Here is a 14,523-nt window from a genome sequence, read left to right as displayed (position 1 = left end):
TAAGTTTTTTCAAGCACACAAATATTTCTCCATAAAAAAGGAATATGGGTAATAATCCTTTTTTACGGAGAATACACAATCTTGAAAATGGAGTTAATACGTTAAACGTCCTATGAAGTTTCCTACTGTATCTCCACATAAACTCCAGATAGTAAGGCTATAATGACTACCAGAGGTGATATTATGAAAAACTATCATATTCTCGTGGTAGAAGACGATCAAGAAATTCAGGAATTAATTAAACAATTTTTAATGACACAACAGTATACAGTTGTAGTTGCATCAGATGGATTAGAGGGTATGACACAATTTAATAAGCAATCCTTTGATTTAATTCTTCTAGATGTAATGATGCCCAATCTTAATGGATTTGAAGTATCCAAGATGATTCGAAGTCAGTCAAACGTACCAATTATTATGCTAACTGCATTGGAAGAAGAGGAAGATCAAATGAAAGGGTTCGATCTTGGAATCGATGATTATATAACAAAACCCTTTTCGTTTCATGTTTTGATTAGACGAGTCGAAGCTGTACTTAGAAGAAGTTATGATAAAAATGTAAATAATCATTTGGTATTTAAAGAAGTGCGTATCGATGTTGATGCATATAGAGTATATGTAAATGACGTTGAAATTTTATTAACGACAAAAGAGTTTGAAATTCTACAACTACTATTTCAAAATGAGAGAAAAGTACTCACAAGAGAAAATATCGTAGAAAAAGTTTGGGGGTACGATTATTTTGGAGAAACACGAATAATTGATACACATATTAAAAACCTACGTAAAAAGTTAGCTATCCCTTATATTAAAACAATAAAGGGTATTGGTTATAAAATTGATGAATAGTATTGTGAAAATCATGAAGATGAAGCAAATTACTTATAAACTCTTTATGACTACCTCTCTCATTTTGTTATCCTTTGCAGTATTGATTTATTTAACTTTATACTTCTTTCTCCCTACGTTTTATGAGCAATACAAAACAGATCAACTTCAAACAGGGATAAAAGAAATCATTGATAAATCTAAAGATCTTACGTTTCAAGATGCGATACCACTTTTTGATGAATATGCAAAAAAAAATAATGCGATGCTTTATCTTCAAAATAATGAGGGAATAATTAAATACTCTCCTTCATTTTCTTTTACTCAAAATGGTTCGCAAACAACAGTAGTTACTAGAGCCACACGGTTCGAGAATGCAGGTACCCTTAGCAATTCATATAACGTTACGAAACCAATTCAATTCCAAGATGGTAGTTTAACGCTTATAGTCTTTGCTACATTTCAACCAATTGATGAAGCTTCACAGGTTTTAGTACGCTTTCTCCCCTATATTAGTATCATTGTACTCATAATTGGTGTAGGGAGTGCTTATTTCTATTCCAGGTTTATTACAAAACCACTTATTTATATTAATGAGGGTGCACAAAAGATGGCAAATTTAGATTTCTCCGAAAAAATTGAGGTTCGCTCTACAGATGAGTTAGGAGAATTATCTAATAGTTTGAATGACATGTCTATTAACTTACAACAAGCTATGTTTGATTTAAAAAAAGCAAATCAACAATTAAAAAATGATATTGAAAAAGAACGAGAAATAGAAACAAAACGCAGAGAGTTTTTTGCGATTGTAGCACATGAATTAAAGACCCCTCTTACTGTAATGAAAGGATACTTAGAAGGGATGATATACAATATTGGCCCTTATCAAAATCGTGATCAATATTTAAAGAAAAATCATCAAATTATTGAAAGTATGGAACAATTAGTTCGTGAAATTTTAAGCATGTCGAAATTAGAACAACACACCTTTAAACTAAAAGTAGAAGAAGTTAATCTTTCGAAGTTAATAGATACAATCACAAAAGATCTCGAATTTTTTGCTTCTCAAAAAAGCATCCAAATAATAAAAGAAATTGATTCTGATCTTTCTGTTTATACAGATCGTGTTCTTTTTGAAAAAGCATGTAAAAATATTATCCATAATGCGGTTATGTATTCACCACATAATGAAAAAGTCTATATAAAGTTAAGTGAGGATTCTAAACAAGGTCAAATCAAAATGCAAATTATGAATACAGGTGTCAATATTAAAGAAGAGGATATACAACAAATTTTCAAACCATTTTATCGAATTGAAAAATCAAGGAATCGAAATACTGGAGGAAGTGGTTTGGGGCTATATATTGTTAAACAAATTCTTGAAACGTTAGATATAAAGTATTCTATAAAGAATATGGAACGTAGTGTACAATTTAGCATGAACATTCCATTATCTAAACAAAAAACAAACAAACTCCCCTCTTAGTAGGACGAGTTTGTTTGTTTTTTGTAATTTTAGTATTGATATTTTTCGAGTTACTTTTTAAGCAATATTGGGATTAGCTTTTTTACCAATCCACATACCTAAGCCCACCATGCCAAGCCAACAGCAAATTGCTAACATAAACATCAATCGTTGTACGGATAACCCTTCAATCTGCATTTGACCCTTCCCAACAATTGTTTGGAAAAGTTGCGACCATTCGACATCGTAAAACACCCCTACTCCCACAATCACAATCAATATAAAAAATTGTAAAAATATATTCCCCATATTTCTCCATGTTGTGTAAATGAGTAAAGAAAGCTCTCTATGTGTAGCATTCACCATATATACTTTCATATTATTTTGAGAAGAAATACTATTAATGGCATAGCTTCCAAATGTAACGCTAAGGACTATAAATATTGGAGAATAAAACCCGAATATCATGATTAAAGTACTTACTAAAAACAAATGGATTGGATTAACTTTCTTAGCAGCTTTGATATCTAAAAATATGGACATCAAAATCCCTAATAGGTATGGTCCAACTACAATGAAAATACAGGTTAACATGTTATAGAAAGTAAAACTATAAAAAATACCCATCAAAAATAAATATCCATTTCCTAATCCAAGTAAAAATGATTCTGCCTTTAAGCGGATTGGTAAAGAAGATGAAAGTTTATGAAAGAACTTTCCTTTCAACAAACTCAAAAACATGAAACAAATAAGCGCTATAGAAAGTAGAAAAAAATAAAAAATATATTGTTCATTATTTATGTTACGACTTGTTCGAATCAAAAGAATAAGCATTGAGACAAAAATAAACTTTCCTACAACCGATACGATGGAGATAGGTAAAAGCCCTTTGGCTAACTCTGTTCTCGGCATTTTTTTTATAGCAAAAAGGATACTGATTAAACAAATCCCATATATGCATGTTATCAGCGGCGGCGATAAAAAACTAATCGCTAACAAAACGATTATTAGTAAAAGAAAAACGATACCAATAATAATCGCTTGTTGATTTTTATTATAAACCTTTCCCCCGCCTTCCACATGTAGAAACAATAAAGTACTCGTCAGGGTAGAAATTGTACTAACTGCAAAACCAGAAACTAACGCACTTATTTCTAGCCATCTTGAACTCCATCCAAAGAAAGTAACACTAAGTAATGATACTATCAGAATAGAAACAGTCCAATATAAGGAGCGGTGAATCCCAGCCTTATTCACAATAGGTATCCAGATAAACACACCCGTCATATAAGTTGTATAAAACAGGATTGATGGCCAGTATCCCTCAAAGCCTTTCGAAATCTGTAATCCATAAACAATGTAAATAAGCATGGGTGTAAAGATAGTCGTTATTAGTAGACTAAATGTAGTTATACTTTGCACCACAAGTCTTTTTTGCTTTGTCGTATGTATCGTATAACACCTCACTTAAAATGAAATCAGTAGTTGTTATTACTTATTCTGTCCGGAACGAGGTTGTTATATATGCGCAATCCAATTGAAATTCCCATTACGAGGTAAACTCAATCTAAATCCACATTAAATTAAGTGGCGTGCAAAAAAGATGGATTTTGTGATTCTTATAAATAAAATTAATGGATATATTCAAAACCTTAATCATAAATGGAACAAATGTGTTACTTAGATTGTCTATTACGTATAAAAAAGGTGCTTTTGGTAGTTCTCTCATTTTGTAATGCAAGAAACACAAGATGAGTGCTATCCTGTGCATTTGTTAATTGTATAGGTATGTAAAATACCTATACAAAATCCATATATTCTTGAAAGAGGTTGAAAATGTATGATAGTTTCAAAGAAGTTTTTTCACATCGCACATTATAAAAAGATGCTCCCTGTAGTATTACTTTCATGTGCAACGCTTATAGGCTGTTCCAATAGTAATATTCAATCCGCACCACCGAAACAAACCAAACAAGAAAATACAAGTAATCATTCTTTTGTAAAGCTGGAAAAAGAATATGATGCTAAACTTGGTATTTATGCATTAGACACAGGTACGAATCAAACCGTTACTTATCGTTCAGATGAACGGTTTGCATACGCATCTACCCACAAAGCCCTTGCTGTGGGAGCACTGTTACAAAAGAAATCAATAGAAGATTTAGATCAAAGAATTAAGTATACTAGCAAAGATCTTGTGAATTACAATCCAATTACTGAGAAATATGTAGATACAGGTATGACTCTGAAAGAGCTTGCGGATGCTTCCATTCGATATAGTGATAATACTGCACAAAATCTTATTCTTAAACAATTAGGTGGGCCAAGTGAATTCAAAAAATCACTGAGAGAAATAGGAGATACTGTCACAAATCCTGAACGTTTTGAACCAGAATTAAACGAAGTGCAGCCAGGAGACACTCGTGATACTAGTACCCCAAAGGCATTAGCTACTAGTCTTCAAGCATACGCGCTAGGCGATATACTTTCAGTTGAGAAACGGAACTTTTTAATAGATTTGATGAAAAGAAATACAACGGGGGACAACTTAATTCGTGCTGGAGTTCCAGGAGAATGGGAAGTAGCCGATAAGACCGGCTCTGGGTCTTATGGAACAAGGAATGATATTGCAATCATTTGGCCACCAAATAAAAAGCCAATTATTCTTGCGATACTTTCTAATCATGCGAAAGAAGATGCGAAATACGATGATAAACTTATTGCAAATGCAACTAAAATAGTGTTAGACGCTTTAAAAGTAACAAATAAATCATAGTAATGAATTTAAGCTGCTCCTACTTTACGGCACATATAGTTTTAAATACTTGTACTTAATCTAAACGCTAAGAAATGTAAGCGTGTTTTCAGGCAAAGAAGGAGGCAAAAGCCTCCCTCTTCTCCTAATCGAACTCTCATCCCATTCCTAAAGAAGACGACGCCACATCGTAGTGGTCTTTCAAGTTCGAATCTCCTATTTAGAGTTAATATTTTACGTTTCCTTTTATCTTCAACCATTCTAATGCTCAATCATATTACGCATATTTTTAGATTTTCCATTTGTAGCTATATTAATCGAGACATTTAAATCTAATTCTTTATTTTGAAGGGGTATCCCCCCCTCTTTTTTATATTGTTTCCACAATTTAGAATTCTGCCGATATAAGGAATGTGATAACTGATACGTGTCAATCCCTCTTTCGATTCCTTTTCGGTACGTTTTTTTAATTTCTTTTTCAACTTGGTCCTCTGCAATTTTTTTAATATCATTTACAGGCATAGAATTTATTAACTGAAAAATATCAGCATCGAAATGGATGTTCATAAGCATACGTAACTTTCCATTTTTAATAAAATGCTTTGTATCTATCTTTGGATTTTTTAATACAATATGTCCAATGATTTTCTTGTTAAATTTTAATAGTAATGGAGCTCGTTTGGTATTTTCATCCGTCCATCGAACCCCAGCAATATCATGGCTGTTTAAATGATTTATATAGGATTTATCGTTTATAAAACCATAACCACTAAATTTTAACATTGGAAATGATGTATGTCCTTTTTTCCAATATGTTTTAGTCGTAGCTAAGAATGGAATGCGAGTTGTCATCCCAGGTTCATAATAATTTCTTTGGAATTTATATAAAGGTAAAGGATCTATTATTGTATATTGCTTGGTTATCTCTTTTGGTAAATTAATGATTGTATATAATTGAGAAATATTTAATATATTATTGTTCGCTAATATATTTTCTAAAGGCTCCTTAGTTCCAAATATCCACATAGTATCTCGAAATTGAAAAAAACGAGAAAAAAAATCATTAAATTGATTTAAGTCACCATGTTTTAGAAATCTCTCTGTTACAACAATTGTTTTGAGATGCTCCCATGAGATTTCTTGTTGAGCACCCTTATAAAAATCAAATGCTGCCTCATCTAAAATGGGGCCTTTTCCCTTTCCGATATAGGCCTGGCTATAACTACGGGTAGTGTTCCCTTCTTGTTTAGCTATGTTAGAAAAATTAATAAATTGCGGACGGATGATATAGTTATTATCTTTAAAATCGATACCTAGACTATTTATATACAAAACGTGATGCAACTCTCTTTGATCCCAACACCCTGTTAGAAACGTACACATCATAAAAAGAAATATAACTATTCTTTTATTTTTCTTCATCGGTACTCTCTCTTTTCCTTGTATTATCTTGCGTATGCAATTCTTTAGGTCTTTTTTTCATATACGTGAAAGGAAGTCTAAATGTGGCTGCTAGCATACTTTTAAACACAGGGGGTGAATATGGTGTAAAGAATGGAACTCCAAAAGAGCGTAAATTTACTACATGTATCACCATCACAAGGACACAAAAGATAAATCCTACTATGCCTAATAAAGAAGATACTAAGAATACTACATACCGCAATATACTTATTATTCCTGTTACTGACTGATTAGTTAAAGCAAATGTCGAAACAACCGAGATTGCTATTATAATGACCATAGATGCTGAAACAATTCCTGCACTAATAGCAGCTTGTCCAATAATTAATCCCCCTACAACAGATAATGTTTGACCGAATACGGCAGGAACACGCAATCCTGCTTGTCTCAAAATTTCAAATAAGGTCATCATAATTATCCCCTCTAAAGGAGCTGGAAAAGGAATCCCTTCTCTTGATAAGCTTAATGTAGCTAGCAACGTATAGGGAATCTGATCTGGATGATATGTAATTAGTGCTATCCAAATTCCTGGAAGAAATATAGAAATTGCTATCCCCAAAAGACTTACAAGTCGTACAAAGCTACCGAATATGTAGAAAAGATCTTGATCTTCAGATGTATTCACAAAAAAAGGAAATGTAACTGGTGCAATTGTCGCTGTTGGTGACCCTTCAACCAGTAAAATAAAACGCCCATATAGCAAACAATTCACAGTATAATCAGGGCGCCCTGTATATTCAACTAAAGGAAATACACTAAATTGATTGTTTGTGATTAACTCTTCAATTTGTGCACTTGAAACAACCCCGTCTATTTTAATTTGTCTTAATTTTAATCGAACTTGATTAATGATATCTTGGGATGCGACATCTTTTAAATACAGGAGTGCTACTTTAGTTTGTGTTCTTTCTCCAATAATAAATTCTTCATAACTAAGAGAACTCGTTTTTAGTCTTTTTCTAATTAATCCTATATTTGTGTTTAACTCTTCAACAAATCCATCACGTCCACCACGAATGGTCATCTCTGTATTTGTTTGTTCAACCGATCTGGTAGGTATTTGGGCAATATCAACTATATATCCATGTTTAGATTCTTCAAAAATAATAAGGAGGTTACCTTCAAATATAATCTGAGAGATAGTTTCATTCGAATTTACCATATCTAATTTCTTTACTGATAACTGGGGAATTAATGTTGAGAGGTTAAACTCTTCTATTGAGTTACTTGAAAGCTCTTTGCAAACATGGGATGATGTGGCTTGTTTTAATTTTGTATTGTCAATTAAGTTTTGACAATACATAAACAATACTGAATTCCTTTTTTCTTTCTCATCCAATTCACGCTTTATTACTTTTACATCGTTGCATCCTTCAAACCACTCTAGTATTATCTTCTCATTTATTTCTACTTGTTTGTTCATCTACGTTGTCTCCTTCAAACTCAGCAACCTTATATAAAATACATCCCCATACTCTTTTAAGAGCTTTTCTTAAATTTAGCAACCCATACAAACACTATTAGTAAGATAGAAAACAAAAATAGCCCTAAAGCTGAAACTGGTAAAATAATTTGAGATACAAACCAATAGAAACTAGAGTCACTGATGGGTAGTATACTTATTAATAAAATACATGAAAGTATTGCAAACATAATCCCATTTCTCGTTTTTTGATTTGTAATTGATAACAAATCTGGTATAAGAAAAACAACAAGTGATAGACGAATAAAGATCCCTACAAGCCACTGATACACGGAGAGAAAGTCTAAATTTTCAATGTACCTTCCTATTGACACAAGTCTCCATTCTTCAAATGCCGGATACCGTTGGTTTGCTGCTACGAAAGGTCCAAATTCTATAATAGCTGCCATAACTGGGCCTATTGTGATACCGATAATAACCATTCCCAAAGCGATCAGTTGATATAATTTGACTTTTGAACAAATGTGATGCTGTAAGAAAAGAATAAAAATCAACTCTAAAAATCCTGCTGCAGGATAAACCATTCCCTTAAATACTGGCTTCATTCCATTTTCCATCATTGGCTGAAGTAAAGAATAATCTTTATGCGGAACATTTGCAAACATTACAAAAAAACCAAGTAGGAATACAATAGGTAACAAAACACCTGTTGTAAGTGCAATAGATTGAATTCCTCTTGTAGCATTATAGAGACAAATCATTGAAAAAAGTATTCCTAATACAAAGTGAGGTGTTTCTGGTAAATAAAAAGAGAAAAAGGTTAATGTTTCTTTTAGTGCAACGACACCAATTGTTATTAAATAAATCACAACTATGAATATGATTGGATATACACTGAGTTTCCCAAAATTATTTTTTAACCACGAAAACAAGTGTTCATTTTTTATGTTTCTATATATGATGAATATTAATAAAATCCAAATCAAGTATATAATGCTTACTAATATGATAGAGATCCACGAATCTCTACCTGAGGTATCTAATAACATAGGAATCATAATGACATGATTAATTATCCCAATACTACCAATGAGTATCATAGAAACTTGAAATAAAGTAATTGTTTGCTTAGTCATACATACCACCATATTTTGTAATGAATAAATATTACATAGTATAACTGATACATTGCATCTTTATTCCAAATGGTTAGTGCTTAGAGCCATGGACAATTAAACGCTCTTATTTATAAAATCTATCACATGAGATGTAAGCTAGTTCCTTTTTACAGATAAATAATTAAACGGGACAGTATTTAGATCATACACCTAAATACTGTCCCGTTTTTTATACGCAATTCTTCAATGATATAGTAAACCGATCATAACAAAAAGAACCTGTAGAATATACTACAAGTTCTTTTTCAAAAATTGTTAAAAAGGGAATAACAAACTATCTTAACATTCAATACAGGGAGACCATTTTAATTATGGCTTGGTTATATTGTATATCAAATATAAATATTTGAAGAAACTAATTTCGAAAATTATGTGAATTAAAAAAATAGGGTGTTTATATTAAATTTCGTTTACTACCAACTTCTTCTTACTTAAATAGACTGCACGGTCTGATTTTTTAGCAACTTCCTGTGAGTGCGTCACAACAATAATACATTTATTTTCTTTATGTGCAAGTTCTTGAAACAGTTCTATTATATCCATTGCCGTTTCTTCGTCGAGGTTTCCTGTCGGCTCATCCGCAATCAGTAAATCAACATTACAAGATAACGCTCGAGCGATTGCAACACGCTGCTGTTGCCCGCCACTTAGTTGCAGAACATTTCGTTTCGCTTCTACTTCTGTAAGTCCTACTTTCTCTAATAATTCTAATGCCCTTGCCGTTTTATTTTGCACTTTAACACCTGTAATTTCCATTGCTGTTAAGACATTTTGAAGAGCACTCATATAGGTAATCAAATTATAAGATTGGAAAATTACCGATACATTTTGATTACGGTACCGATCCAAACCAATTTTTCGAATATCCTTTCCATTAAATAGTACATAACCATTTTTAGGTATATCTAGCCCACAACCCAAGCTAAGCGTAGTGGTTTTACCAGATCCGGATGGTCCTAGAATCGTGTAGAAATGTCCTTTTTGAAAAGAAAAGTTAACATTTTCTAGTATCGCTACTTTTTTTCCGTTACTTTCATAATAATAATCTAAGTTTTTAAATTGTAAAATCGTCTCCATATCGAGCCTCCTTATTCATCTTTTAAAAGAATTTGTTTTGGATTCAGGCGTAGAATAGATAATGCTGGAAGAAGCGTTGCTAATATAGCAATAGCTAGTCCAATCCCCCCCATTTTCCCTACATCTTCGCCTGTTACACTTACATTAATTCTATCAATTGGATCCTCTTTTTGATTTTGTACAGTTCCACCAGGTCCAGCTACCATTACAGTTCCATTTTGTGAGGTGTTTGTTTCTTCTCCTGCTGTAGCAATTTCACTCGAAAGTAAATTATTCCCTATGAATTGAGAAATTTTTGCTCCTGTTGTTATGGATAATCCAAATGCTAAAATAGCGATACATACTACTTCTACTACGAACTGCGCCATCAGTTTCCACTTTTTCTCTCCAATGGACAATAGAATCCCCATTTCCTTACGACGTGCTTTAATCGATAACATAATGATTAACCCTAAAATAATCGCACCTGCAATTGATACAATATAAATAATCATTTGAGAAGTTGATGAGATATTTTCGATAGGCCCAATCATTTGTTTATACAACGAATCATGTGCATCTAATTTATAATAATTAAAATCAATATCAGATTTTTTTGCTTCTTCTTTAAATGCTTCAATGTTTTGTGGATCTTTCAAGAAATACACGACTTGAATGCTACTTATACCTTGATCTATTTCTAATTTTTTCATAGTTGAATGCGGCATATATAGTTTATTAGCTGGATCCATTATAGGAGGAGCTTGTTGCCCCATTGCTTGCTCATTCGTTTCGTAAATACCGATAATTTCAACCTCCAGGGTTTCCTTCTTATCCCCTGATTGCACTTTAACTTTGTCTCCTACTTTCAAGTTGTTTAATTCCGCTAATCGTTTTTCCATTAAAGCTACATTCTGATCTTTCATCTGTTCTGTAATTGGTTTCCCATCAGTGATTTTACTTTTTCCATTCTTAAAGCTTTCTTGTAATGCAGTTTTGCGAACTCCCTCAATCATAAAAGAAGAATTCATATCTATTTCTGTACCGGAGCCTGAACCGCCTCGTACAGCCGCCATTCCCGCCTTACCTTTTCCTTCTTCTTCTCCTTCTGAAGCTCCTACTAGTTTAAGTCCGTCAGAAATTCCGAGAGTGCTAGTTATGTAATTATAGTCTTTTACATACTTTGACTTCGCTAATTGATCTGCTTCTTTTGTATTAAGCTTCGGTGGATTAGGCATCTCTCCAGTTTCCCTAGCTTGTTGACCTAATTTGTCAAAATCAAGACTTAAAGTAACATCTGCACCGAGTTTTTTTCTTGCTGCATCAGCAGCTTTTTTTGATGCATTTTGGATTGTGAATCCTGCCAACACCAAATTTGTAACAATTAGGAAAACCGCCATCAAAATTAATGATGTTCCTACTCTTTTTTTCATACTGAGAATTGCTCGTTTCATAAAGTTCATTTTTTCTTACCTCCTTGATAACTTGTATTCTATATAGGTTATCTAGAGTCTATATGGAGCTAATCGGTAGTTTATCTAGAGATATAAGGAGTTTATGTGTAGTTATTCATTGACCTGGTCAAGAAAGATCGGAACACATATTCAAAAACGTAATCGTTTTTGAATATTGGCAAGGAAGTTATGGCTTTAGATAGCATTGAATGAGAGCATACAAATCCATGCTTATTACGTAATTTCTATACAACAAATAAAAACCACCCTATTTGAATGGTTCTATGTGTGCTTGTTAAATATGAAAATTCATTAAAGAATATGGAGGTTTTTTGAAGTTGGTCGGATTTTCTAATAATAATATTGTGTTAAAAAGCCTAAATTATAATTTTATAAGTTAGGCTTTTATGCTATCTATAAGAAAAAGTTATAGAGACTCATAATATTTTATAATTTAACCTATTGTATTTAAACAAGTATAATAAAAGTAACAAGTGCATACATTAAGGAGGTTTTTTGATAGTGACAGAAACTATAACATTTAGGATTGCAACGGCAGATGATTTAGATGAAATTGTAAAAATGCTTGCTGATGATGTTTTAGGAAATAAAAGAGAGCGCTATGAAACACCACTCCCTGATAGTTATATAAGAGCATTTCATGCTATTGATTGTGATCCAAATAACGAGTTGATTGTAGCGTGTGATGGGACGGAGATTGTCGGTATTCAACAAATTACATTTACGCCTTACATTGTACGTCAAGGGTGTTGGAGAGCTACAATTGAGGGTGTACGGACAGCCTCATCAAAACGTGGTAAAGGTATAGGAAGTAAACTTATTAAATGGGCTATTCAACGTGCTAAATTACGGGGATGTCATTTAGTACAGTTAACAACAGATAAAGAACGACAAGAAGCTTTACACTTTTATAAGAAATTAGGTTTTAAAGATTCTCATGAAGGATTAAAACTCTTTCTCTAATGAATATAGCTATTTATATACCAAAAAGACGTATATTGTAAGGTTAATTAACTATAGGCTTCGAAAATTATGGTAACTATCACTGTATTAAATATACAAATTGACACATTGTCTTTCATATAAATTACGTCACTTCAAAAGGTGTACCTTTTGATACGAAAATAAGCAAGTTAATGTTCTCTTTTATGAATGAGAATATTAACTTGCTTTTTAGGTTTTTGTAAAAGATATTTATAGTTTTATTTTATTGATAGCTTTATAATATAATATACAAATTCCCCACCTGTTTTATAATTCAAGCATCTACTATTAGGAAAAGAGAATATTTTACAATTAATTTACAGCATAAATTTTGTCCATCTTTTAGACGATATGTATTTTGGAGGAGGTTAATTTGATTTTTTCAAAACTCATTGATCGATACGCCTTGTATGATTTGCACAAAAAAAGAAGTGTAAAGTTTCAGTATACTTCTCTTTCTAACACCTCACTATATATAAAGGACATAGAATTTTTTTATAAAGTAAAACCATCTCATATTCATTTTAACATTAAGCATTTAAAACAAGAAAAGGAATACATGGTTGGACAATTCAAATATAAAAGCTCGGTTCAATCTGGTGATTCACGCAACGATTCTGTCACTGGAGAATTATTTTTACATAAAAATGAAAATGCACCTCATGTCATCTTTGTTCACGGTTGGAGAATGGATTCTAACGAACGTGTAAAAAAAATATTCCACGACCATATGACCAACTTGAAGTGGAATATGTATTATTTCACTTTACCATATCATTTTGACAGAAAACCGAACCAATCCCTATACAGTGGAGAGTACATGGTAAGTGCCAATGTTGAACGAACTGTAGAAGCAACTAGACAAGCGGTAGCTGATTTACGAACTTTGATCAAATGGATAAAAGAAAATAAAAATGGTCCCTTGATTTTAATAGGAATCAGTTTAGGTGGAGTTATTACTAACTTAACATCTCTTGTTGAACCAGAAATTGATGTGTTAGCATCCATTTTCTACGCGAATCGACTCTCATATTCAATTTGGAAGACAAATCCAGGTAAATTTATTAGAGAAGATTTGGAACATCATGGTGTTACGTATGATGATTTAATAGCTTATTGGAAAATCACTGAACCGAGTCAAGCGTTACCAAAAGTAAAAAAAGAAAATATTTTATTAATTTCAGGTAAGCACGATCTATATGTGCACTCTGAGGATACGGACTATTTGTGGGAATCCTGGGAAAGACCTACGCGATATATTTATACATGCGGACATGCCGGGATTGTTCTTAAACGTAAAAAAATTGCAACTGATACTATCAATTTTATTCAGAATCGATTGAACTCCTCACACTTCCCCAAAGACATACCTTAAAGTGAGGGATTACTAAGTATAGAATCTTATACTTGTAATCTTTCATTTTATACCAAGTTCATTTCATATGGAAAAGGGTTACTCATCATTTTCACCAGGGGCTTATTTTTATAAAAAGAAATTATTGTTGTTTACCCTTTATATGCAATATTACATATAAAAATCTTTAATTGTTCTGTTATAATTTTAAGAGTAAATTATGCATCCATTAATTTACACCATCCATATCTACAGTTATGGAAACCCTAATTACATATAAAAAAGAGAAGAACTTTGGTGAGTTCTTCTCTTTTTTATATTTTTTTAAGATTACTATCCAAAGTAATTATTGCAATTACTTTAAGCTGGCTTTTGAATTATAAATTCTGATTTTCATACTTCTTCATGAGTCTAGATAAGAAAAAAGAATCTACTCCTTTTCTAGCCAAATAAAAGAAATTTTTTTAAACAGTTATTTTAATTTGTACTGTTTTCCTATATTAATGCCTGCCCATGAGTATTTCCCTGAATTATATATTAA

General features: G+C 32.1%; 11 protein-coding genes. 5 read left to right on the top strand and 6 right to left on the bottom strand.

Going from position 1 to position 14,523, the window contains the following annotated elements:
• Positions 1-183 precede the first annotated feature (183 nt).
• Both MHH59_RS12900 and MHH59_RS12895 read left to right on the top strand, forming a co-directional pair.
• Positions 184-849, top strand: coding sequence for a response regulator transcription factor (locus MHH59_RS12900; RefSeq protein WP_000800741.1), 666 nt, complete (start codon positions 184-186; stop codon positions 847-849).
• Complete coding sequence (locus MHH59_RS12895) at positions 842-2,314, top strand: sensor histidine kinase (protein ID WP_002168308.1); 1,473 nt, start codon at positions 842-844, stop codon at positions 2,312-2,314. The genes MHH59_RS12900 and MHH59_RS12895 overlap by 8 nt, the downstream gene beginning before the upstream one ends.
• A gap of 57 nt (positions 2,315-2,371) precedes the next feature.
• Here the strand turns inward: MHH59_RS12895 and MHH59_RS12890 are convergent, their stop codons facing one another.
• A complete protein-coding gene (locus tag MHH59_RS12890) occupies positions 2,372-3,664 on the bottom strand; it encodes a hypothetical protein (RefSeq protein ID WP_340852945.1) in 1,293 nt (430 codons plus the stop codon).
• Positions 3,665-4,133: 469 nt separating this feature from the next.
• Here MHH59_RS12890 and bla point away from each other — a divergent pair, with 469 nt between their 5' ends.
• Entirely contained in the window at positions 4,134-5,069 is a 936-nt protein-coding gene (gene bla / locus MHH59_RS12885; protein WP_016127046.1) for a class A beta-lactamase, read from the top strand.
• Between the two features lie 240 nt (positions 5,070-5,309).
• Here the strand turns inward: bla and MHH59_RS12880 are convergent, their stop codons facing one another.
• The 5 genes from MHH59_RS12880 to MHH59_RS12860 all read right to left on the bottom strand — a co-directional run bounded on the left by MHH59_RS12880 (position 5,310) and on the right by MHH59_RS12860 (position 11,632).
• Positions 5,310-6,470, bottom strand: coding sequence for a Ger(x)C family spore germination protein (locus tag MHH59_RS12880; RefSeq protein WP_340851354.1), 1,161 nt, complete (start codon positions 6,468-6,470; stop codon positions 5,310-5,312).
• Entirely contained in the window at positions 6,457-7,935 is a 1,479-nt protein-coding gene (locus MHH59_RS12875) for a spore germination protein (RefSeq protein ID WP_016127044.1), read from the bottom strand. Before MHH59_RS12875 ends, MHH59_RS12880 begins: the two co-directional genes overlap by 14 nt.
• A gap of 56 nt (positions 7,936-7,991) precedes the next feature.
• A complete protein-coding gene (locus tag MHH59_RS12870) occupies positions 7,992-9,071 on the bottom strand; it encodes an endospore germination permease (RefSeq protein WP_340851351.1) in 1,080 nt (359 codons plus the stop codon).
• 441 nt (positions 9,072-9,512) lie between these two features.
• Entirely contained in the window at positions 9,513-10,190 is a 678-nt protein-coding gene (locus MHH59_RS12865; protein WP_003189466.1) for an ABC transporter ATP-binding protein, read from the bottom strand.
• 11 nt (positions 10,191-10,201) lie between these two features.
• Positions 10,202-11,632, bottom strand: coding sequence for an ABC transporter permease (locus MHH59_RS12860; RefSeq protein WP_340851349.1), 1,431 nt, complete (start codon positions 11,630-11,632; stop codon positions 10,202-10,204).
• A 513-nt stretch (positions 11,633-12,145) separates the two neighbouring features.
• Here MHH59_RS12860 and MHH59_RS12855 point away from each other — a divergent pair.
• Positions 12,146-12,607, top strand: coding sequence for a GNAT family N-acetyltransferase (locus MHH59_RS12855; RefSeq protein ID WP_340851347.1), 462 nt, complete (start codon positions 12,146-12,148; stop codon positions 12,605-12,607).
• Positions 12,608-13,001: 394 nt separating this feature from the next.
• Positions 13,002-14,003 (top strand): alpha/beta hydrolase, encoded by a 1,002-nt coding sequence (locus MHH59_RS12850; RefSeq protein WP_016120263.1) that lies wholly within the window; start codon positions 13,002-13,004, stop codon positions 14,001-14,003.
• Positions 14,004-14,523 lie beyond the last annotated feature (520 nt).

The organism is Bacillus sp. FSL E2-0195 (genome assembly GCF_038003645.1).
In the GTDB taxonomy this organism is placed as follows: domain Bacteria; phylum Bacillota; class Bacilli; order Bacillales; family Bacillaceae_G; genus Bacillus_A; species Bacillus_A mycoides.
This window is presented reverse-complemented; position numbering and strand designations above follow the sequence as displayed.

Excerpts from the sequence above, each read along its gene's own strand:
- MHH59_RS12870 (WP_340851351.1), bottom strand. The coding sequence starts at position 9,071 with ATGACTAAGCAAACAATTACTTTATTTCAAGTTTCTATGATACTCATT.
- MHH59_RS12895 (WP_002168308.1), top strand. The coding sequence starts at position 842 with ATGAATAGTATTGTGAAAATCATGAAGATGAAGCAAATTACTTATAAA.
- MHH59_RS12860 (WP_340851349.1), bottom strand. The coding sequence starts at position 11,632 with ATGAACTTTATGAAACGAGCAATTCTCAGTATGAAAAAAAGAGTAGGA.
- MHH59_RS12900 (WP_000800741.1), top strand. The coding sequence starts at position 184 with ATGAAAAACTATCATATTCTCGTGGTAGAAGACGATCAAGAAATTCAG.
- MHH59_RS12880 (WP_340851354.1), bottom strand. The coding sequence starts at position 6,470 with ATGAAGAAAAATAAAAGAATAGTTATATTTCTTTTTATGATGTGTACG.
- bla (WP_016127046.1), top strand. The coding sequence starts at position 4,134 with ATGATAGTTTCAAAGAAGTTTTTTCACATCGCACATTATAAAAAGATG.
- MHH59_RS12875 (WP_016127044.1), bottom strand. The coding sequence starts at position 7,935 with ATGAACAAACAAGTAGAAATAAATGAGAAGATAATACTAGAGTGGTTT.
- MHH59_RS12865 (WP_003189466.1), bottom strand. The coding sequence starts at position 10,190 with ATGGAGACGATTTTACAATTTAAAAACTTAGATTATTATTATGAAAGT.
- MHH59_RS12890 (WP_340852945.1), bottom strand. The coding sequence starts at position 3,664 with ATGCTTATTTACATTGTTTATGGATTACAGATTTCGAAAGGCTTTGAG.